The sequence below is a fragment of the Rhodanobacter sp. K2T2 genome (assembly GCF_013408815.1).
Taxonomy (GTDB): domain Bacteria; phylum Pseudomonadota; class Gammaproteobacteria; order Xanthomonadales; family Rhodanobacteraceae; genus Rhodanobacter.
The window spans coordinates 272,571-294,215 of record NZ_JACCCA010000004.1; the positions used below are offsets into that span (position 1 = coordinate 272,571).

A 21,645-nucleotide genomic window follows, 5' to 3' on the forward strand; every position below is an offset into this window, starting at 1 on the left:
TTTCGTGCCACGGTCGTACTCCTTGTTGCGTGGATGAAGACCGCCGAGGCTATCGGCGAGGGGATGCGTCCGCAATAGCTTACGGCCAGATTTTTCAAGCCGACTTTTCGTTGCTCGCGCCACTCGCCTCGGGTTGGTCGAAAACGTGTCCGGAGCTCTGTTCGGGAAGCGTCCGTCCGCTGTCCGCGGACAACGGCCCCGCATCATGCCAAAACACGAAAAGCCAGCTGCAGCGGGGCTTCGCAGCCATCGCACCGGTTGGCACGGCGATTGCCATATCTGGGTACAGGCCAACCGGCCTTTTCCCAGGAGAAACGCCATGAAATTTGAAACCTTTATGCTTCGCGGCCTGTTCGTTGCGTGCTTCGCCGTGTGCGCGCTGATCATGGGTGCCATGTTGAATGCCCGACCGCAGGGTTTGCAGCATGCCAATGGCAATCGAGTGGCCAGCGCCCTGCTGACGGCACCGACCGCGTGCGCGATGAAGCCCGACGGTGTTGTTTGCCCCGCAGTGCACGGTTGAGTCTGTCGGATGCTGCCTAGCCGCGATACGCGTCGGGCTAAGCGATAATGGGCGGATGCTGCAAGTCATCCTCTTCCGTCCCGAGATTCCGCCGAACACCGGCAACGTGATTCGCCTGTGTGCGAATACCGGCGCCGCGCTGCATCTGATCCGCCCGCTGGGCTTCGAACTGGACGACGCGCGCCTGCGCCGCGCCGGGCTGGATTATCACGAGTACGCCAGCCTCAAGGTGCATGACGACCTTGCTACTTGCCTTGAGTCCATCGGCCAGCCACGCGTGTTTGCCTTCACCACCAAGGGCCGGGTCGCCCATGTGGACGCGCGTTTTGCCGCAGGCGATGCCCTGCTGTTCGGCTGCGAAACGGCTGGGCTGCCGGCCGAGGTGCTCGAAGCGATTCCCGCCGAACGGCGTCTGCGCCTGCCCATGCGCCCCGATAGCCGCAGCCTCAACCTGTCCAACACCGTGGCCATTGCCGTATACGAAGCATGGCGGCAGCTGGGCTTCGATGGCGCGATGCAGGTCTGAACACGGCTGGCCGGCTACAATCGACGGATGACCGACGCCACTCCCAACTCCTGGCTGCCGCCACCGCTGCGCCGACTCGCCGGCCGCGCGCTGGAAACTGCGCTGAACCATACGCTGTCGCTGGATCCGGATACGCAGCAGCGGCTGATCGCGCTGAACGGTCGCCGCATATTGCTGCATCTTCGCGGACCGGAAATCGCGTTGGCCGTCACCGTGGAAGATGGACATCTGAAAGTCGGTCCGCCCGACGAAAACGCATCCGGTAGCCAGCTGCGCGTTGCCGCCACGCCGGGCAGCCTGCTGGCGATGCTGTTCAAACGCGACGATGACGGCATTTCGCCGGGCAAGGTCGACATTGCCGGTGACGCCGAACTGGCGAGGCGACTTGAAAAACTCGCTACCGCCTTCGCGCCCGATTTCGAAGAGGCGTTTGCGCGCACCTTCGGCGATGTGCTCGGCGTACCCATCGCCAAGGCCGTGCGCAAGGCGCTCGCCCACGCGAAGGAAACCGCCGCACACCTGACCGAAGACAGCGCCGACTGGCTGCGCGAAGAGTCTCGTCTCGCACTGGCACCGGGCGAAGTCGAAGGCTTTCTCGACGGAGTGGATACGCTGCGCGAGCGCAGCGAGCGACTGGAATCGCGCGTGCAGCGGCTGGCTCGCCGCCTGCAGGACAACGCCGCATGATGCCCCTGCGCGTGGTGCCGGGCCTGCTGCGGGTCATCTCGATCTTGCTGGCGTACCGCGTCGACGAAATGGTCGGCGAGGAAAAGGGCGTCAATCCGCTGAAGTTCTTCCGTCCGCTCGCTGCCAAACCGCGCGTGGACGTTGGCCCGCTGTCGCGCGGCGAACGCCTGCGGCTGGCCATGACCGAGCTGGGGCCAATCTTCGTCAAAGCCGGCCAGGTAATGTCGACGCGACGCGACCTGATTCCAGCGGACATCGCCGACGAGCTGTCGCTGCTGCAGGATCGGGTCGAGCCGTTTCCTGGCAGCGAGGCGCGCGCCATCGTCGAGCGTGAACTCAAGTCGTCGATTGGCCTTCTGTATGGCCATTTCGATGAAACGCCGCTGGCCTCGGCCTCAATCGCTCAAGTGCATGCCGCGACACTGCACGACGGCAGCAAGGTCGTGGTCAAAGTGTTGCGGCCGGGCATCGATCGACGGATCGCGCGCGACGTGCGCCTGCTGCGTTCGCTGGCCGAGCTGGCGCAGCGCTGGCATCCGAGGGCCGACAAGATACGCCCGCTGGAAATCGTGGCCGAAGTCGAGAAGATGCTCGAGAACGAGCTCGACCTTCAGCGCGAAGGCGCCAGCGCCAGCCTGCTCAAGCGCAACTTCGCCAGCGGTTTCGACCTCTACGTGCCGGCCGTGTATTGGGACCTGACGGCCGAGCGCGTGCTGACGCTGGAGCGCGTCTACGGCATCAGCACCGACGACGTGGCGGCCATCGACGCGGCGGGACTCGATCGCAAGAAGCTGGCCGTCAAGGGCGTGCGGATTTTCTACGAGCAGGTGTTTCGCGACAATTTTTTTCACGCCGACGCGCACCCGGGCAATATCTGGGTTGACCCCGCGCGGCTGGAAGAGCCACGCTTCATCGCGCTCGACTTCGGCATCATGGGATCGCTGCCGGAAACCGACCAGTATTTTCTGGCGCAGAATTTCATCGCGCTGTTCGAGCGCGATTACGCGCGCATCGCGCAGCTGCACGTGGAAGCCGGCTGGATGCCGGCAAATCTGCGGATCGATGAACTGGAGGCCGCGATTCGCACGGTGTGCGAGCCCTACTTCACCCGGCCGCTGTCGCAGATTTCGCTCGCCGACCTCGTCGTAAAGCTTTTCCGCACCGCCCAGCGCTTCGAGCTGACCCTGCAGCCGCAGCTGATTCTGCTGCAGAAGACCCTGTTGAATATCGAAGGCGTCGGTCGCCTGCTCGATCCGGATATCGACATCTGGGCTGTGGCGCATCCGGTGCTCAAGCGCATCCTGCGCGAACGCTACAGTCCGCTGCGCACGTTGCGCGAAGTGCGCAAACGCCTGCCGGTGTGGCTGCACGACGCGCCGCAGTTTCCCGAGCTCGTGCGCGACGCGCTGCGCCAGTTCGGTCGCGGCGAACAGCGCAGCGTGCCCGATCCGCAGTGGCTGAAACTGCAGCAGGACAGCGCACGCCAGCAGCAGCGGCTGATTGCCTGCAGCCTGCTCGGCAGCTCGCTGATGATCAGCGCAGCCCTGCTGTGGACGCTGGCGCCGCAGCACGGCTCGCTGCCGCCCATGCTTGAGAGCATCGCCGGACTGATCGCCTTTGCCGTCGGCTGGCCGCGCTCGCGCTGATTGTTGTCGATGATCGAGATTCTGTATCAGGACGACGCGCTGATCGCCGTCAACAAGCCGGCTGGTCTGGCGGTGCATCGGTCGAAGATGGTCGGCAACGCCGAGGAATTTTTGATCGACCGGCTGCGCGAGAAGCTCGGTGGCAACGTCTACCTTGCGCACCGGCTCGATCGCGCCACCAGCGGCGTGTTGTTGATCGCCCGCTCCAGTGAGATGGCCGCCGCGCTCGGCGAGCAGTTCATGGGGCGCTCGGTGCGCAAGCAGTATCTCGCCGTGGTGCGCGGCTGGCCGGAACCCGAGGAAGGGCTGATCGACTATGCCCTGCCGGGTTCGCGCGAAACCGGGCCACGACGCGAGGCCAGCACCCGTTATCAGCGGTTGGCGACGATCGAGGTGCCGATCGAGCTGGGCCGCTATCCGCAGCAGCGCTATGCGCTGGTTCAGGCCGAGCCGCTGACGGGGCGCTTTCGCCAGATCCGCAAGCATCTGGCGCATATCCACCATCCGGTGATCGGCGACTGCCAGCACGGCCGCGGCGATCACAACCGTCTGTACAAGCAGTATTTCGGCTGCCACCGCATGCTGCTGCATGCGCGGCGACTGCAGTTTGCGCATCCGCTGGACGGGCGGCCGATGGTCATCGACGCTGCGTTGGATCGCGAATACAGCGATCTGTTGGCGCGGTTCGGCTGGTCGCTTCCACCCCTCGACCACGATTTCACTGACGCGGCCGCCATGCCGCCCGATCCATCCACGGCAGCGGACGCGCGCGCCAGCTAAACTCCGCGCATGTTGATCGTCAGCCACAGCATCAGCGTACCGGAGTCCGAGCTGGTCGAGCGCTTTTTGCGCGCCGACGGCCCGGGCGGCCAGCATGTGAACCGCACCGAGAGTGCGGTCGAATTGCGCTTCGACGTCGTCCACTCGCCGTCGCTGCCCGAAGCGATACGCGAGCGCCTGCTGGCGCGTCGCGATCGCCGCCTGACCGGCGATGGCGTGCTGGTGATACAGGGCCGTCGCTTTCGCGATCAGGGCCGCAACCGCGACGACGTGCGCGAGCGGCTGGTCGAAATCATTCGCGACGTGCTGGTGCCGCCTAAAAAGCGCCTGGCGACCAAACCCACCCGCGCCTCGAAGGAGCGCCGCCTGGTCGGCAAGCAGCAGCGCGGCAAGACCAAGCAGAACCGCTCGCGCCAGTGGTCGCCCGAGTGAGTACGGTACCGCCGCTGCCGCCGCAGGCACCGCGCATCGACAGCCGCTTCTGGCCCTGGCTGTGCCGGGGACTGCTCCACCTCGGCGGCTGGCGCCTGCTAGGCGAGTTTCCCGATCTGCCGAAGCTGATCGTCATCGGCGCTCCGCACTCCAGCTACTGGGACGGCGTGTGGGGATTGCTGATGAAGGTGGCGCTCGGCGTGGATGTCAACATCATGATCAAGCGCGAGGTACTGCGAAGCCCGCTTGGCCTGATTCTTCGCCCGATCGGCTGTATCCCCATCGACCGCCGCGCAGCGACAGACGTGGTCGGCCAGATGACCGCGCGCTTTGCCCGCAAGCCGCGCATGTGGCTGGGCATCACGCCCGAGGGCACGCGCAAACCGGTGACGCAATGGAAAACCGGCTTCCTGCGTATTGCCTATGCGGCGAAGGTGCCGGTGCTGCCTGTGTTTTTCGACTATCCGAGCAAGACCTTTACGCTCGGCCAGCCGTTTTATCCGGCCGGCGACCTCGACGCCGACATGCTCGCGATACGCGCGCTGTTCCGTGGTTATCACGGTAAATACCGCGACACCGAATAAGCCTCAACAGGATCCTCAGCGCTGGGAGTGCCCCGACTCGTCATAGTCGCGGGCCAGCAGGCCCGGACGAATCAGATCGACGAAGGCGCGCGCCTCGGTGCTGAGGAATTTGCCCTTGCGGATCACCACACCGTAGCTGCGCTGCGGGAAATACTGCTTCATGTTGCGCACGGCTAGTCGACCGGCATCGGCCTTGGTGATGCAGATGCCGGTGACGATGGAGATGCCCAACCCCATCGCCACGTATTCCTTGATCACATCCCAGCCGCCCACTTCGATCGCCACGTGATACGGCACCTGGCGCTGCTGAAACACCAGATCGACCAGACGATAGGTCGACAGCCGCTGCGGCGGCAGGATGAGGCCGAAGGCCGACAGATCCTCCAGCGCGATTTTCTCCTTGGCCGCCAGCGGATGATCGAGCGGCATGATCAGCATGGGGTCGTAGTGATGCACCGGTTCCCACGCGATGTCGTTGGGGACGTCGAGCATCGAACCGACGGCGAAATCCGCCTCGTCCGCCCGCAGCATCGCCAGGCCGTCCTTGCCGGTGACGTTGGCCAGCTGCAGATGCACGGCCGGATAGCGATCGCGATAGCGCCGCACCAGCTCGGGCAGCAGGTACTGGATGGTCGAGGTGCCGGCCGCGATGGTCAGACGACCGCCCTGCAGGCCTTTCACCCGCGTCTGGAAATCGCGGTCCAGCGTGTCCCAGCCTTCGACCAGCGGGCGCGCCAATTCGTACAGGGCTTCGCCTGCATCGGTGAGATTGATGCGGCGGCGGCGGCGTTCGACCAGGCTCGCACCGAGTTCGCGTTCAAGCGCCTGTAATTGAAGGGTAATGGTTGGCTGCGAGAGGTAGAGCGACTCGGCCGCGCGGGTCAGCGAGCCCAGTTTCACCATGGCGACAAAGGCTTTGAGCTGCTTGTGGCGATTGCCCTTGTAATAGAAGCGCTCCGCGCCTTGCTCGTTGGCTAAGTCGCCCGCGCCTGCTTTTTTTACCGTGCGCTTACGTATGGTTTTCCCTTCATTCATCGCGACAGCGGGCTTTTTCATGGCGTTTCTTCAATACGTTAGCGTATGTATTATCAATGCTAATACATATGATTGAAACATTCACTTTGTCAAACACTGATGCTTAGCCTAGCTTGGAGCTCCCACGAAGACGAGGTGCGGTCATGGCAGTCCCCAAGGAAAATATCGATATCCGCGCGGCCGATAACGGCGCCATCGCCATTCACGCGGACTGGGCCGGTTATGAAAGCGTGCTGACGCCGGCCGCACTGGCGTTTCTGACCAGGCTGCATCGTGGCTTCAACAACCGTCGCCTGGACCTGCTTGCCGCCCGGAGCGAGCGCCAGGCCGGCTATGACGCCGGCGGCCTGCCCGATTTCCGCCAAGACACCAAGGCCATCCGTGACGGCGACTGGCGCGTGGCACCGATTCCGGCCGCCCTGCAGGATCGCCGGGTCGAAATCACCGGGCCGGTCGAACGCAAGATGATCATCAATGCGTTGAACTCGGGCGCCAAGGTGTTCATGGCCGATTTCGAGGATTCCTCCTCGCCGACCTTCGCCAATCAGCTGGTCGGCCAGATCAATCTACGCGACGCGATCGACGGCAGCATCGGCTTCACCTCGCCGGAAGGCAAGCAGTACACGGTCAAGGACAATCCGGCCGTGCTGGTCGTGCGTCCGCGCGGCTGGCACCTGCCGGAGCGCCACGTCACCGTCGACGGCGAGATCATGGCCGGCGCGCTGGTCGACTTCGGTCTGTATGTTTTCCACAACGCCAGGGCACTGCACCAGCGCGACCTCGGCCCGTACTTTTATCTGCCCAAGCTCGAGGCGATGGAAGAAGCCGCGCTGTGGGACGACGTGATGGCGGTGGCCGAAGCCGAACTGAACCTGCCGACCGGCACGATGAAGGCCACCGTGCTGATCGAGACGCTGCCGGCGGTGTTCCAGATGGACGAGATCCTGCACGCGCTGCGCGGCCGCGTGGTCGGACTCAACTGCGGCCGCTGGGATTACATCTTCTCGTACCTGAAAACGCTGCGCGGTCACCGCGACCGCCTGCTGCCGGAGCGTGGCCAGGTGCTGATGACGGTGCCGTTCCTGAAAAACTATTCGGAGCTGCTGATCAAGACCTGCCATCGCCGAGGCGCTTTCGCGATGGGCGGCATGGCCGCACAGATTCCGATCAAGGGTGACGATGCCGCCAACGAGGCGGCGATGGCCAAGGTGCGCGCGGACAAGCTTCGCGAAGTGAAGGCGGGCCACGACGGCACCTGGGTCGCGCATCCGGCGCTGGTGCCGGTCGCGCAGGACATCTTCGACGAACACATGCCAACGCCCAACCAGCTCGACGTGCTGCGCAGTGACGTCCAGGTCACCCGCGATCAGCTGATCGAGCCGTGCCTGGGCACGATCAGCCGCGAGGGATTCGAGAACAACATCGAAGTCTGCCTGCGCTATACCGCTGCCTGGATGGACGGCCTCGGCTGCGTGCCCATCCACAACCTGATGGAGGACGCCGCCACCGCCGAGATCGCCCGTGCCCAGCTGTGGCAGTGGCTGCATCACGGCGGCCTGGAGTTTCCCGATCACGCACCGATCGACTTCGCCCTGTTTGACCAGATCCTCGCTGCCCACACGCACCGCGTGGGCGAAAGCGATTTCCCCGGCGCCGCACACGCTGCGGCCGCCGCCGCCTTGATTTCCACCCTGACGCATGCCGACCAGCTCGGCGATTTCCTCACCCTGCCCGCCTACGAACAGCTCGCCTGAGCCGTCCTCGTCTCACCTTTGTATGGAGCACGTCATGAGCAACACACTGCCAACCGCTGAACAGATCTCGCAGGACTGGAAAACCAACCCCCGCTGGGCCGGCATCGAGCGCAACTACTCCGCCGAAGACGTGGTGCGCCTGCGCGGCACCATCGGCGTCGAGCACACGCTGGCCCGCCGCGGCGCCGAGCGCCTGTGGACCTCACTGCACAAGGAAGACTTCGTCAATGCGCTGGGCGCGCTGACCGGCAATCAGGCCATGCAGCAGGTCAAGGCCGGCCTGAAGGCGATCTACCTGAGTGGCTGGCAGGTGGCCGCCGACGCCAACGTCGCCGGCGAGATGTATCCCGACCAGTCGCTGTACCCGGCTAACTCGGTGCCGCTGGTGGTGAAGAAGATCAACAACACCTTGCTGCGCGCCGACCAGCTGCATCACGCGGAAGGCAAGGACGACACCGACTGGCTGGTGCCGATCGTGGCCGATGCCGAAGCCGGTTTCGGCGGTGTGCTGAACGCGTTCGAGCTGATGAAGGCGATGATCGAGGCGGGCGCCGCCGGCGTGCATTTCGAAGACCAGTTGGCCTCGGTGAAGAAGTGCGGCCACATGGGCGGCAAGGTGCTGGTGCCGACCCGCGAGGCCGTCGACAAGCTCAACGCCGCGCGCCTGGCCGCCGACGTCTGCGGCGTGCCGACCTTGCTGGTGGCTCGCACCGACGCCGATGCGGCCGATCTGCTGACCTCCGACGTCGATGCCAACGACAAGGATTTCATCACCGGCGAGCGCACGGTCGAAGGCTTTTATCGCGTGCGTCCGGGCCTCGACCAGGCGATCAGCAGAGGCCTGGCCTATGCGCCCTACGCCGACCTGATCTGGTGCGAAACCAGCAAGCCGAACCTGGACGACGCGCGGAAGTTTGCCGAGGCCATCCATGCCAAGTTCCCGGGCAAGATGCTGGCCTACAACTGCTCGCCGAGCTTCAACTGGAAGAAGAATCTGGACGACGCGACGATCGCCAGCTATCAGATCGAACTGGGCAAGATGGGTTACAAATTCCAGTTCATCACCCTGGCCGGCTTCCACAGCCTCAACTACGGCATGTTCGATCTGGCGCACGGCTACGCGCGCCGCCAGATGAGCGCCTTCGTCGAGCTGCAGGAGAAGGAGTTTGCGGCGGCCGATCGCGGCTTCACGGCGGTGAAGCATCAGCGCGAGGTGGGCACCGGTTACTTCGACCAGGTGACCCAGGCGATCCAGCAGGGTCAATCCTCCACCACGGCGCTGACCGGCTCGACCGAAGAAGCGCAGTTCCACCACGAAGCGGCCTGATTCGGGGCGATACGCACCAGTCTGCAACGTGAAACAGAACGCCTCCACTGCTCACGTAGTGGAGGCGTTTTCCATTACCTGCTTACGGACACACTCAGGCCGCGACGAGTTTGTCGCTCACCGGCTCCGCGGCAGGAGGCACCAGCGCGATCACCGTCCAGCCGGCCTTCGGCTCCAGCTCGCGCTTGGTCGAGGCGACCTGCAGCGAACCCTTTTCCTCGACGCCGAACATCAGCACGGTATGCGAGCCGTATTGCTCGATGAAATGCGGCCAGTCGAAGGTCGCGCTGAGCTTGGTCGACTTGACCCGCCAGCCCTGCTCGAGCATCTCGGCGAAGCGTCCGTGCGTCATCTGCTCGTCGAACAGCGGCGGTGCCAGCAGGCTGCCGGGCAAGGCGGCGCGATCGGTATTTTCCTGCGGGCTGAGGTTGCGCAGACGATAGATTTTCTGACGTCCGAACTCCTGCCGGTAATGCACGCAGGCCAGCGAATTGCGCTCGCGGTGGGTCGACATGGCCAGCAACCGACCGATGCCGGTGAGATCGAGATTGCGTTCGGCGTGCGTCGACGCCGGATTGCCGTAGAACGTGTTGAGGCCATCCATGCGCGCCTGGCGAATCTGGTTCCAGTCGTCGTCGGCCAGCACCACGCGAAAGCCCGCTTCGGCAATCGCCGTACCGATGGTGCGCGCGACGTTGTCGGAGCCGAAAATCAGCACGCCGCGCGGCTCGGGCTCGGCGACTTTCAGCCACAGCGCCAGTGGCCTTGCGGTGGCGCTCTGCAGCACCACGGTGCCGATGATGAGCGTGAACACCAGTGGCACCAGCGCGTCGCCGCCGGCCACGCCCAACGCATTGAGTCGCAGTGCGAACAGTGCCGATACCGAGGCCGCCACGATGCCGCGCGGCGCGATCCAGCCGATCAGAGCGCGCTCGCGCCAGCTCAGTCCGCTGCCCATGCTCGACACGATGACTGTGATCGGCCGCACCACCAGCTGCGCGATCACGAACAGCGCAATGCCCGCGCCGAGCATGCCGGGCGGCAGCGGCCAGTGCAGTCGCGCGGCCAACAGAATGAAGAGCACCGAGACCAGCACGGTGGTGAGGTTTTCCTTGAAATCGAGTATGTCCTCGATATGCACACCGCGCGCGTTGCCCAGCGCAATGCCCATGATCGTCACCGCGAGCAGGCCGGATTCGTGCGTGAGCGTATTGGACACGCTGAAAGCCAGCAGCACGGCCGCCAGCACGGCAAAGTTCTGCAAGTATTCGGGAATCGCCTGCCGGCGCAGCAGAAACGCCATGACGAAGGCGGCCAGCGCGCCGATCACGATGCCGCAGCCGATGGTCGCCAGAAAAATGCCGATGGTATGGCCCTGCTGACGCGATACGATCGCCTCGTAGATCAGCACGGCGAACAGCGCGCCCAGCGGGTCGATCACGATGCCCTCCCAACGCAGCGTGTTGCCGATGCGCGCATTCGGCCGCACCGTGCGCAGCATCGGCGCGATCACGGTCGGCCCGGTCACGCAGGCCAGCGCGCCGAACAGCAGCGCGATCGACCAGCTCAGCCCGGCCACGATGTGCGCGGCCAGGGCGAGCAACAGCAGGCAGACGACTGCGCCGTAGCTGACCAGGCCGCGCACTGCACGACCGATTCCCGGCAGCTCGTGAAAGCGCAGGCTCAGGCTGCCCTCGAACAAGATCAGCGCCACCGCCAACGACACGATGGGAAACAGCAGGCTGCCGAGCAACTTGTCCGGATTGACCAGGCCGGTGACCGGCCCCAGCAGGATGCCGGCCAGCAGCAGAAACAGGATCGCCGGCAGCTTCACCCGCCACGCGAGCCACTGCGCCAGAAAGCCGATCATCAGCATCCCGGCAAGCACCAGGCCGAGCTCGATAGTCATTCATTGTCCTTGGGTGAACGCGAGCGCCTATCGGAGCATGCACTGGTGGATGCGTCCAGTGAATGCGACGACGACGCGGCGTTCGATGAAGCTAGAACCGCCGATATTGCAGCGCCTCGGCGAGATGCTCGCGCTCCAGCAGGGGCACGCCACCGTCGAGATCGGCGATCGTGCGCGCCACGCGCAGCACGCGGTGATACGCGCGGGCCGACAGGCCCAGCCGCTCCAGCGCGGTTTCGAACCAGCGGCGTTCGGCCGGCCCGAGCGCGCAATCGCGCTCCAGCTCCAGCGTGCTGATTTCGGCGTTCGGCCGGCCGGCGCGCATCAGCGACTGGCGGCGCGCCTTGAAGACACGCTCGCGCACCGCGGCGGAGCCTTCATCCTGTCCGCTGCGCGGCCCACCGAGATCGGCCAGCGGCACCTGCGGCACCTCCACGCAGATATCGATACGATCGAGCAGCGGACCGGAAATACGCGAGCGGTAGCGCAGGATCTGATCCGGCGTGCAGTGGCAGCGCTGGCGAGGGTCGCCTACGTAGCCGCACGGGCACGGGTTCATCGCCGCCACCAGCTGGAACTGGGCGGGAAAGGTCGACTGCCGGGCCGCGCGCGAGATCACGATATGCCCGGACTCCATCGGCTCGCGCAGCACCTCCAGCACGTGCCGGCTGAATTCCGGCAGCTCGTCCAGAAACAGCACGCCGTTGTGCGCCAACGATATTTCACCCGGCCGCGGATACGAGCCGCCACCGACTAGTGCCACCGCCGACGCCGTGTGGTGCGGCGCCCGAAAAGGTCGGCGGCGCCACTGCAGCAGATCGGTCTGCTGCCCCGCCACCGAGAGCACGGCGCAGGTTTCCAGCGCCTCGGATTCGGACAGCGGTGGCAGGATGCCCGGCAGGCGTTCGGCCAGCATGGTCTTGCCCGTGCCGGGCGGACCGACCAGCAGCAGATGATGGCCGCCGGCCGCGGTGATCTCCAGCGCGCGGCGCGCCTGCTGCTGGCCGCGTACGTCGAGCAGATCGGGCCCGTCATACGCACCGCCGTTGCTCGGCGTGCCGATCGGCGCCGAAAGCTCCTGCGCACCGCGCAGCCAGCCGCAGACTTCGGCCAGCGTGGCGGCAACGCGCACATCGACATCCGGCACCAGCGCCGCTTCGGCCGCGTTTTCCAGCGGCACCACCACGCTGCGACCGCGGGCGCGCGCCCGCAGCAAGGCCGGCAGGACGCCTGAGACGCTCCGAAGGGCGCCAGTCAGCGCCAGCTCGCCGAGAAATTCGCAGTCGTCCAGCTTTTCGCGCGGCACCTGCCCGCTGGCCGCCAGAATGCCGAGCGCAATGGCCAGATCGAAACGGCCGCCGTCCTTGGGCAGTTCGGCCGGCGCGAGATTCACCGTCACCCGGCGATTGGGGTATTCGAACGCGGTGTTCTGGATCGCCACACGCACCCGATCGCGCGCCTCGCGCACCGCCGCTTCGGGCAAGCCGACAATATTCGTGGCGGGCAGACCGCCGGACAGATGCACCTCGACCATCACCTGCGGCGCAGCGATACCCTCCTGGGCGCGACTGAGGGTGACGGCAAGACTCATGTGGCAAGGCTCATGCGACGAGGAGTCGCCGGCGCAGTGATGGGTCGCTCCCGGCTGACATGATCGAGCGACTCCAGATTCAGCGAAAACTAACCGCCCCCGATCGTTCTCGGGGTGAGGGTGACGGATCGGGGGCGGCTCCCGGGAGACTGGTGCAGCTAGGTTCCGCGGGCGGCGATGGCGGCCTCGAGTTCGGCCACGTGTCGTTCCAGCTCGTCGACCTTCGCACGGGTGCGGGCAAGCACCTGGCTCTGGACGTCGAATTCCTCGCGGGTGACTAGATCGAGGCGGCGCAATCCCTGCGCCAAAACATCCTGGAAGTTAGCCCGCAAATCCTGTTGCGCCTCAGCCAATCCTGGCGGTACCAACGACACAAGTCGCGCGGCAATCTTGTCGATAACCTGCTTATCCATCATGGATAGCGCCTCAAGCTCGTCGGAGTAAATAGTAGGTGAACGGAAATCGGGTCTGCCATCGGGATGCTCCACCAGAAGTTGTAGGGATTGTCCTACAGGCATCGTTATTCAGGCGACAAGCGACGCCCCGGCAGGCAAAATGGTTTGTCGCATCCAGCCCGCCTGCCGCGTTTCAGGGCCGAATGCTTTTGGCCAACGCATCTTGACGGGGAAATACCATGAAACTGGTTGTGGCGATCATCAAGCCGTTCAAGCTGGACGACGTGCGCGAAGCGCTGGCCGAGGTCGGCGTACAGGGCGTGACGGTGTCGGAAGTCAAAGGCTTCGGCCGACAGAAAGGCCATACCGAGCTTTATCGCGGCGCCGAGTACGTGGTCGATTTTCTGCCCAAGATCAAGATGGAGCTGGCGATCACCGACGATCAGCTCGAACGCGTGCTCGAAGCGATCCAGCATTCCGCCAGCACCGGCAAGGTCGGCGACGGCAAGATCTTCGTCACCTCGCTGGAACGGGTCATCCGCATCCGCACCGGCGAAATGGATCACGACGCGCTCTGATCTCCGTCCGCATGGCTGACTCGGGTCGGCCCAAATGCGCCGGTGGCCATGCTCGGCTCGGAAATAAATTTTGCCGGTCGGCAAGCCGCCCGCGCGCTGGCCGCACGCCACTTATCCCCAGAACCATCCACAACTTGTTGGGTTGACCACGCCCGGCTCACCCGATATGTTGTGTCCGTCGGTGCTCGTCCAGACAATGGGTCGGTCGGGCTTAAAAGGGAATCCGGTGTAAATCCGGAACTGCCCCGCAGCGGTAAAGCGGAAACGAACGCCTCCACATGCACTGGTCGTCCACGGCTGGGAAGCGGGGGCAAGTAGGCGGATCGCAAGATCCATGTCCGCAAGTCCGAAGACCTGCCGACACATCGGGGCGAACATGCCCCGGTGCGTAGTGACGGCTTCCGTGGGGAGGTGCGTCGATGGGAGAACGCCGCGTGGCGTTCGTTCCGCGACCGCCCAAGGAATGTGTTGCTGCAGGCCCTGCGCGCGGGAGCGGGTGTTTGATTTTTTCATGCCCGGAGTCACCGCCATGCAACCCCTCGAAAACGCTGTCAGCGAGCGCACCGTCGCCCGCGTCGATGCTTTTAACGTTCCCGTCGGCGAGACGCCGGTCATCGAGTCGACCGTGGTCGAACATGCCAGCACGGCGCCGACTGCCGGCGTCGGCGCCGCAGGCTCGGACGAAACGTTCGCGCTGACGCCGCCGCACAACCCGGGCCAGATGCGCGTGACCAAGCGCAACGGCGGCCAGGAGATCGTCGACGTCAACAAGATCGTGCGCGCGGTGACCCGCAGCGCCGAAGGCCTGCACGGCGTCGATCCGCTGCGTGTGGCGCTGAAGACCATCGGCGGCCTGTACGACGGCGCCACCACGCAGGAACTCGACCAGCTGTCGATCCGCACCGCCGCCGCGCTGACCGCCGAGGAGCCCGAATATGGCCAGCTCGCCGCGCGGCTGCTGGGTGCGTATATCGACAAGGAAGTGAGCGGCCAGGAGATCCAGAGCTTTTCGCAGTCGATCGTACGCGGTGCGGAACTGGGCATCCTCAATGAGCGATTGCGCGACTTTGTGGCGCTGAACGCACGCAAGCTCAACGATGCGATCAATCCGCTGGCCACGCGCCGCTTCGAGTATTTCGGCCTGCGCACGGTGTACGACCGCTACCTGCTGCGCCATCCACAGAAGCGCTTCGTGATCGAAACGCCGCAGCATTTCTTCATGCGCATCGCCTGCGCCCTGGGCGGCAACGAAATCGGCGAAACGCTGGAGCTCTATCGCCTGCTCTCCTCGCTGGAATATATCGCCAGCTCGCCCACGCTGTTCAACGCCGGCACCAACCACGAGCAGCTCAGCTCGTGCTACCTGCTCGACTCGCCGGTCGATTCGCTGGAGTCGATCTACGACAAATATGCCGACGTGGCCAAGCTCAGCAAGTTCGCCGGCGGCATCGGCCTGGCCTACACCCGCGTGCGTTCGCGCGGGTCGCTGATCAAGGGCACCAACGGCCATTCCAACGGCCTGCTGCCGTGGCTGAAAACCCTTGATGCTTCGGTCGCCGCGGTGAATCAGGGCGGCAAGCGCAAGGGCGCGGCTTGCGTGTACCTGGAATCGTGGCACGCCGACATCGAGGATTTCCTCGAGCTGCGCGACAACACCGGCGACGATGCGCGCCGCGCGCACAATCTCAACATCGCCAACTGGATTCCCGACGAATTCATGCGCCGGGTCGAGTCAGACGGCGATTGGTCGCTGTTCGATCCCAAGGTCGTGTCGCATCTGGTCGACAGTTGGGGGGCGGTATTCGAACAGCACTACGCGAAGGCCGAAGCCGAAGGTCTGGCCGTCAAAACGGTCAAGGCGCGTGAGCTTTACGCGCGCATGATGCGCACCCTGGCGCAGACCGGCAACGGCTGGATGACCTTCAAGGACCGCTGCAACGCCACCAGCAATCAGACGGCCAAAGCGGACAACGTGATCCACCTGTCCAACCTGTGCACCGAAATTCTGGAAGTCAGCTCGGCGACCGAGACGGCTGTGTGCAATCTGGGCTCGGTGAACCTGGCGCGGCACGTGGTGCACGCGGCCGACGGTAGCCCTACCTTCGATTTCGAACAGCTCGCCTCCACCGTGCGCACGGCCGTGCGCCAGCTCGATCGCGTGATCGATCTGAACTTCTATCCGATCGACACCGCGCGCACCGCCAACATCAAGTGGCGTCCGGTCGGGCTCGGTGTGATGGGTCTGCAGGACGTGTTCTTCAAGCTGCGCCTGCCGTTCGATTCCCCCGAGGCGCTGGCGCTCTCCACGCGCATCGCCGAGGAGATCTATTTCCACGCGCTGTCGATGTCGAACGAGGTGGCAGCGCAGGTCGGCGCGCACCCCGGCTTTGCCGAGAGCCGCGCCGCCAGCGGCGAGCTGCAGTTCGACTACTGGCCGCAGGCGCAGACCCACGACAGCGCGCGCTGGGACGCGCTGCGCGAGCGCATCAAGCAGCACGGGCTGCGCAACTCGCTGCTGATCGCGATTGCGCCGACCGCGACGATCGCCTCGATCGCCGGCTGCTACGAGTGCATCGAGCCGCAGGTCAGCAACCTGTTCAAGCGCGAGACGCTGTCGGGCGATTTCCTGCAGGTGAACCGTTACCTGGCCGACGAGCTGAAGGCGCTGGGATTGTGGACGCCGGAAGTACGCGACGCGATCAAGCTGGCCGAAGGTTCGATCCAGAACATCGCCGCGATCCCCGAACGCCTGCGTGCGATCTATCGCACCGTATGGGAGCTGCCGCAGAAGGCGCTGATCGAACTGGCCGCTGCGCGCGGCGCCTTCATCGACCAGAGCCAGTCGCTCAACCTGTTCATGGAAAACCCCAACATCGGCCAGCTCAGCTCGATGTACATGTACGCCTGGAAGGCCGGCATCAAGACCACCTACTACCTGCGCTCGCGACCGGCGACCAAGATCACCAAGACCACGGTCACCGCCAGCCGGACCAGCGCGCCCGAGCCGGTCATCGACGATCAGGCGCAGGCCAACGCCGCGGTGTTCTGCTCGCTGGAAAATCCCGAGTACTGCGAAGCCTGCCAGTAAGCGCGAGCGCGATCCGGCGTCACCACGCCGGATCGTCGCGACGCCGCGTCAACCATCGTTATTCAGAGGAAGCCATCCATGTCAGCCCAGCCCCTCCGCAACGCGCAGATTCTCGACCCCGGTTTTGAACTGACGCTGCGGCCGATGCGCTACCCCGCGTTTTACGAGATGTATCGCAACGCGATCAAGAACACCTGGACGGTGGAGGAAGTGGATTTCTCCATGGACACCTCCGACCTGCGCACGAAGATGTCGCCAGCCGATCGCCACCTGATCCAGCGGCTGGTCGCTTTTTTCGCCACCGGCGACACCATCGTGTCGAACAATCTGGTGCTCAATCTCTACCAGCACATCAATGCGCCCGAGGCGCGCATGTACCTGTCGCGCCAGCTGTATGAGGAGTCGCTGCACGTGCAGTTCTACCTCACCTTGCTCGACACCTATATCCCCGATCCGGCCGAACGCAACGCGGCGTTCGCGGCGATCGAAACGATCCCGTCGATCCGCCAGAAGGGCGAGTTCTGCTTCAAGTGGATCGACTCGATCCAGCATCTGCAGCGGCTGGAAACGCGCGAGCATCGGCGGCAGTTTCTGCTCAACCTGATCTGCTTTGCCGCCTGCATCGAAGGGCTGTTCTTCTATGCCGCCTTTGCTTATGTCTATTACCTGCGTTCGCGCGGCCTGCTGCACGGCCTGGCGGCCGGCACCAACTGGGTGTTCCGCGACGAAAGCGGCCACATGGCGTTTGCCTTCGACGTGGTGCGTACCGTGCGCGACGAGGAGCCGGAGCTGTTCGACGACGCCATGCGGGCCCAGGTCGAAGAAATGATGGAAGACGCCATCGCCTGCGAAACGCAGTTCGCCGACGATGTGCTCTCCGGTGGCGTGGTCGGCCTGTCGGCGAAAGACATGCGCCAGTACCTCGAATACTGCGCCGACCAGCGCTTCGCCCAACTCGACATGCCGAAGAAATACGGCGCCAAGAACCCATTCGACTTCATGGACCTGCAGGACGTGCAGGAAGTGACCAACTTCTTCGAGCGCCGCGTCTCGGCCTATCAGGTCGGCGTGCAGGGCGAAGTGGCGTTCGATATGGCGTTCTGATGCACCACGCTGCGGGCGGCACGACGTGGTGTCGAACGGCAGCCCGCACGATTCATAGATCGAAAGAAAAGCCGCCACTTCGCAGGAAGTGGCGGCTTTTTCGTGAAACTGTCATCCAAAACACGTAATATTCTGCGACGACCTGCTCCTTGCCTGACTCAGGCCGGGGTTTTCGGTCAACAAAGGGAAAGTCATCCAAGTCAGTTCCCCCGGGCAGTCCCTCCGGGCGGGCGTCTGTGCGAGCGGCGTTTCCCATCCGCCCGCGTATTCAGAAGGATTGACGATGACACCCGCCATTCGCAGGAACCTGCTTTCATTCGCCATCGCCACGCTGCTCGCGGCGGCGCCCGTGGCCGCTCAGAACATCACCACGTCCGGCGTCAGCGGACGCGTGCTCGATGCCAAGGGGCAGCCGGTGGCCGGCGCCACGGTCGACATCGTGCATCAGCCCTCGGGCACGACCAAGCAGGTGACCACCGACGCCGAAGGCCGCTACACCGCGCAGGGGTTGCGCGTGGGCGGCCCGTTCGAGATCAAGGTCAGCAAAAGCGGCATGGCCACGGTGGAAAAAAACGACGTCTATCTGCAGCTCGGCCAACCGTCGTCGATCAACCTGGGCATGAGCTCGGGCGCCGAGGCGGCCAGCAACCTGTCGGCCGTGACGGTGAGCGCGTCGACGCTGGCGCAGACCTTTTCCTCGGAGAACAAGGGCCTGTCGACCACGATCTCACAGCGCCAGCTGCAGGCCACGCCGCAGGGCAACCGATCGATCGACGACGTGGCGCGACTCGACTCGCGTGTGACCGTGACCGACCAGGGCACCGGCTCGATATCCGCCGCCGGCCAGAACAACCGCTACAACAATATTGCCGTGGACGGCGTGACCCAGGGCGATCCGTTCGGCCTCAACGCCAACGGCCTGCCCTATCAGAAGTCGCCGATCTCGCCGGAGACGATCGCCGAGTACAACATCTCCACCGCGAATTTCGACGTGATCTCCGACACCGTCGGTGCCGATATCAACGCGGTCACCAAGAGCGGCACCAACCAGTTTCACGGCTCGATCTACGACGCCTACCGCAACGCCAACAAACTGGTCGGCAACGCCGGCTGGCTGCCGAAGAACAACGCCAACTACGGCTACAACGGCTACGACAAGGACTCGACCTACGGCTTCACCCTCGGCGGTCCGATCGTCAAGGACAAGCTGTTCTTTTTCGTCTCGGCCGAGCATGAAAAAACCACCGGCATCGGCGCCGACTCCGCCAATGGGCTGGACGAATCGCTCGGCAACGGCGCGTCGACCAGCAACAAGGTTTCGCCCGGAGACCTGCAGAAAATCATCGGCGTGGCCAAGCAGCTCGGCCTGACGCCCGGCACCTTCGGCGGCAGTACCGGTCTGGCGTACGACGACAAGCGTTATCTGGGCAAGATCGACTGGAACATCAGCAACAACCACCGCGCCAGTTTCACCTACCAGAAAACCGACGAGCAGCTGCCTGCGGTGGGCGGCAACAGCGCCAACAGCGTGGGCCTGACCAGCTACACCTATACCAAGACGATCAGCACCGAAAACTACGTGGCCCACGTGTTCGACGACTGGACCGACAGCTTCTCCACCGAGGCGAAGATCGGCTACCAGAAGTTCGTGCAGGACACGACCGCGCCGTTCCAGCAGCCGTCGGTCAACGTCAACCTGCAAGCGGATGGCAAAGGCCCATCGGTGAACCTGGGCGAGGAGCAGTTTCGTCACTACAACCACATCGATACCAAGAAGCTCTCGTTCTTCCTGGCCGGCACGTATTACGTCGGCGACCATGCCATCAAAGCCGGCGTCGACGCGTCGCGCACCAAGATCAACAATCTGTTCGGCCAGTCCGAATTCGGCGTGTACAACTTCTGGGGCATCGACAATTTCCAGGCCGGCAACTACAACAAGTACGTGCTCTACCACCCGGCGCCCGGCTATGCGCTGGACGATATCGCCGGCAAGTGGACCTACAGCCAGTACACGCCGTTTCTGCAGGACACCTGGCAGGTCACCCCGCAGCTTTCGCTGCAGTACGGCGTGCGCATGGACATTCCCAACTCCAGCGGCCGGCCCGATTACAACGCCTCGTTTGAAAAGGCGTTCGGCTATCCGAACGACTACACGGTCGGTTCCAGCAATCGCGTGGTCGAGCCGCGCCTGTCGTTCAACTACACCTTCGAGAGCGATTACAAAACCCAGCTGCGCGGCGGCGCCGGTCTGTTTCAGACGCAGCCGCCCACGGTGTGGCTGACCAACCCGTACCAGAACAACGGCGTCACCCTGCGGTCGTACACCACGTTCAATCCCGCTCTCGCGCCGTTCAGCCCGAACCCGTTCGGCCAGGACATTCCGGCCGGCGGCGGCGCCGGTTCGATCGATACCGTGGCGAAGAACTTCAGCCTGCCGACCGTGTGGAAGATGAGCCTGGCGCTGGATCGCGAGCTGCCGTGGTGGGGGCTGGTCGCCTCGGCCGAGTACGAGCACATCAAAGTGCGCGACGGCATCCTGTACCAGGCCATCAACTTCGGCGCGCCCACCGGCGTGCTGCCGGACGGGCGCCAGCAGTTCTGGAAAACGCCAGGCGAGGCACCGACCACGGCCGATGCGCTGGCCAACCAGAACCGCGCCTTCAGCACCGCGTCGACCCTGCTGACCAACACGCACAAGGGCAAGTCCGACAGCCTTACGCTGGCGTTGAGCAAGCCGTTTTCCGACAGCGTGTTCGGCAACCTGGCAGTCACCTTCAATCACGCCACCGACGCCGACCCGGGTACCGACACGATTGCCTACAGCGGCTACCAGCGCGTGGCGCGCCTGAATCCCAACGACAATGAAAGCGCCACCTCCAACTACAACGTGGCCAAGAGCCTGAAGGCGTCGCTGACCTGGCAGCACAACTTCTTCGACAACTACCGCACCCAGGTCTCGATGTTCTACAGCGGCCGCACCGGCAATCCATACACCTGGATTTTCGCCAACGATGCCAACGGCGACAGCATTGCCGGATGGGACCCGGTCTATATTCCGAACCTCAACGATCCCAAGGTGGCTTACGCGGCCGGCACCAAGGCGCAGACGATCCAGCAGTTTCAGGATTTTCTCGCCAGCGACAAGTACCTGAAGGATCACCGCGGCCAGATCGCCAACCGCAACGGCGCGCATTCGCCGTGGGTCAGCCAGCTGGACATGAGTTTCTCGCAGGAAGTGCCGGGCCTGTTCCCGGGCAACAAGGGCGAGATCCGTTTGGACGTCTATAACTTCCTCAACCTGATCGACAAGAACTGGGGCCTGGTGAAGTACACCGGCACCTATCCCACCCGCACTCTCGCCAGCTACGGCGGCGTGAATGCCGCCGGTCAGTACGTGTATACGCTGCCCGTCGACAAGAACGGCAACTACCAGCCGCAGCAGCTGAACTACTACGACGGCGGCTTCTACGATCCCAGCCGCGTGGTGTCCCGCTGGTCGGCGATGGTGACCTTGCGCTATACGTTCTAAGCCATGTCCGCACTGGATTGATGGAATAAAAAACGGCGCTTTCGGCGCCGTTTTTTATTTGCTGGACTCGCGCGTTATAGCGCCCGTTATCGTTGGGGTTCGCTTTCGCTCACTGCCAACCTACACAGCGAGCGTGGGTTGGCAGTGAGCGAAAGCG

The 21,645-nt window shown here is 64.2% G+C and carries 17 protein-coding genes and 1 riboswitch; of the genes, 13 read left to right on the forward strand and 4 right to left on the reverse strand.

Annotation, left to right across the window (positions count from 1 at the left end; genetic code table 11):
• The first annotated feature begins 319 nt into the window (after positions 1-319).
• From HDE78_RS08670 to HDE78_RS08700, 7 genes are read left to right on the forward strand one after another with little or no spacing between them, the layout of a single operon-like run.
• Positions 320-523, forward strand: coding sequence for a hypothetical protein (locus HDE78_RS08670; protein WP_179478271.1), 204 nt, complete (start codon positions 320-322; stop codon positions 521-523).
• Positions 524-578: 55 nt separating this feature from the next.
• Positions 579-1,049 (forward strand): tRNA (uridine(34)/cytosine(34)/5-carboxymethylaminomethyluridine(34)-2'-O)-methyltransferase TrmL, encoded by a 471-nt coding sequence (gene trmL, locus HDE78_RS08675; protein WP_179478273.1) that lies wholly within the window; start codon positions 579-581, stop codon positions 1,047-1,049.
• Between the two features lie 27 nt (positions 1,050-1,076).
• Positions 1,077-1,736, forward strand: coding sequence for an SCP2 sterol-binding domain-containing protein (locus HDE78_RS08680; RefSeq protein ID WP_179478275.1), 660 nt, complete (start codon positions 1,077-1,079; stop codon positions 1,734-1,736).
• Complete coding sequence (ubiB, locus tag HDE78_RS08685; protein ID WP_179478277.1) at positions 1,733-3,382, forward strand: ubiquinone biosynthesis regulatory protein kinase UbiB; 1,650 nt, start codon at positions 1,733-1,735, stop codon at positions 3,380-3,382. The genes HDE78_RS08680 and ubiB overlap by 4 nt, the downstream gene beginning before the upstream one ends.
• Positions 3,383-3,391: 9 nt before the next feature.
• Positions 3,392-4,162: a pseudouridine synthase gene (locus HDE78_RS08690; protein ID WP_179478279.1), complete on the forward strand. Its 771-nt coding sequence runs from the start codon at positions 3,392-3,394 to the stop codon at positions 4,160-4,162.
• A gap of 9 nt (positions 4,163-4,171) precedes the next feature.
• The gene (arfB, locus tag HDE78_RS08695; RefSeq protein WP_179478281.1) at positions 4,172-4,594 is read left to right on the forward strand and encodes an alternative ribosome rescue aminoacyl-tRNA hydrolase ArfB; all 423 of its coding nucleotides are present in this window, start codon (positions 4,172-4,174) and stop codon (positions 4,592-4,594) included.
• Positions 4,591-5,178: a 1-acyl-sn-glycerol-3-phosphate acyltransferase gene (locus tag HDE78_RS08700; RefSeq protein WP_179478283.1), complete on the forward strand. Its 588-nt coding sequence runs from the start codon at positions 4,591-4,593 to the stop codon at positions 5,176-5,178. Before arfB ends, HDE78_RS08700 begins: the two co-directional genes overlap by 4 nt.
• A gap of 15 nt (positions 5,179-5,193) precedes the next feature.
• Here the strand turns inward: HDE78_RS08700 and HDE78_RS08705 are convergent, their stop codons facing one another.
• Entirely contained in the window at positions 5,194-6,234 is a 1,041-nt protein-coding gene (locus tag HDE78_RS08705) for a LysR family transcriptional regulator (RefSeq protein WP_179478285.1), read from the reverse strand.
• A gap of 122 nt (positions 6,235-6,356) precedes the next feature.
• Here HDE78_RS08705 and aceB point away from each other — a divergent pair, with 122 nt between their 5' ends.
• Positions 6,357-7,967 (forward strand): malate synthase A, encoded by a 1,611-nt coding sequence (gene aceB / locus HDE78_RS08710; protein ID WP_179478287.1) that lies wholly within the window; start codon positions 6,357-6,359, stop codon positions 7,965-7,967.
• A gap of 34 nt (positions 7,968-8,001) precedes the next feature.
• Positions 8,002-9,294: an isocitrate lyase gene (gene aceA, locus HDE78_RS08715; RefSeq protein ID WP_179478289.1), complete on the forward strand. Its 1,293-nt coding sequence runs from the start codon at positions 8,002-8,004 to the stop codon at positions 9,292-9,294.
• A 94-nt stretch (positions 9,295-9,388) separates the two neighbouring features.
• Here the strand turns inward: aceA and HDE78_RS08720 are convergent, their stop codons facing one another.
• The 3 genes from HDE78_RS08720 to HDE78_RS08730 form a co-directional block, all read right to left on the reverse strand.
• Positions 9,389-11,203, reverse strand: a complete 1,815-nt coding sequence (locus HDE78_RS08720) for a sodium:proton antiporter (protein WP_179478291.1) — start codon at positions 11,201-11,203, stop codon at positions 9,389-9,391.
• A gap of 91 nt (positions 11,204-11,294) precedes the next feature.
• Positions 11,295-12,794 carry a YifB family Mg chelatase-like AAA ATPase gene (locus HDE78_RS08725; protein ID WP_179478293.1) on the reverse strand — a complete coding sequence of 500 codons (1,500 nt, stop codon included), beginning with the start codon at positions 12,792-12,794 and terminating at the stop codon, positions 11,295-11,297.
• Positions 12,795-12,952: 158 nt separating this feature from the next.
• Positions 12,953-13,210, reverse strand: a complete 258-nt coding sequence (locus HDE78_RS08730) for an accessory factor UbiK family protein (protein WP_179478295.1) — start codon at positions 13,208-13,210, stop codon at positions 12,953-12,955.
• Between the two features lie 218 nt (positions 13,211-13,428).
• Here HDE78_RS08730 and glnK point away from each other — a divergent pair, with 218 nt between their 5' ends.
• The 4 genes from glnK (at position 13,429) to HDE78_RS08750 (ending at position 21,488) form a co-directional block, all read left to right on the forward strand.
• The gene (gene glnK, locus HDE78_RS08735) at positions 13,429-13,767 is read left to right on the forward strand and encodes a P-II family nitrogen regulator (protein WP_179478304.1); all 339 of its coding nucleotides are present in this window, start codon (positions 13,429-13,431) and stop codon (positions 13,765-13,767) included.
• A 162-nt stretch (positions 13,768-13,929) separates the two neighbouring features.
• Positions 13,930-14,144: riboswitch (cobalamin riboswitch) on the forward strand.
• A 152-nt stretch (positions 14,145-14,296) separates the two neighbouring features.
• The gene (locus tag HDE78_RS08740; RefSeq protein ID WP_255457710.1) at positions 14,297-16,855 is read left to right on the forward strand and encodes a ribonucleoside-diphosphate reductase subunit alpha; all 2,559 of its coding nucleotides are present in this window, start codon (positions 14,297-14,299) and stop codon (positions 16,853-16,855) included.
• 78 nt (positions 16,856-16,933) lie between these two features.
• On the forward strand, positions 16,934-17,959 hold the full coding sequence (locus HDE78_RS08745; protein ID WP_179478306.1) for a ribonucleotide-diphosphate reductase subunit beta: 1,026 nt from the start codon (positions 16,934-16,936) through the stop codon (positions 17,957-17,959).
• A gap of 283 nt (positions 17,960-18,242) precedes the next feature.
• Entirely contained in the window at positions 18,243-21,488 is a 3,246-nt protein-coding gene (locus HDE78_RS08750; protein WP_179478308.1) for a carboxypeptidase regulatory-like domain-containing protein, read from the forward strand.
• Positions 21,489-21,645: the final 157 nt, after the last annotated feature.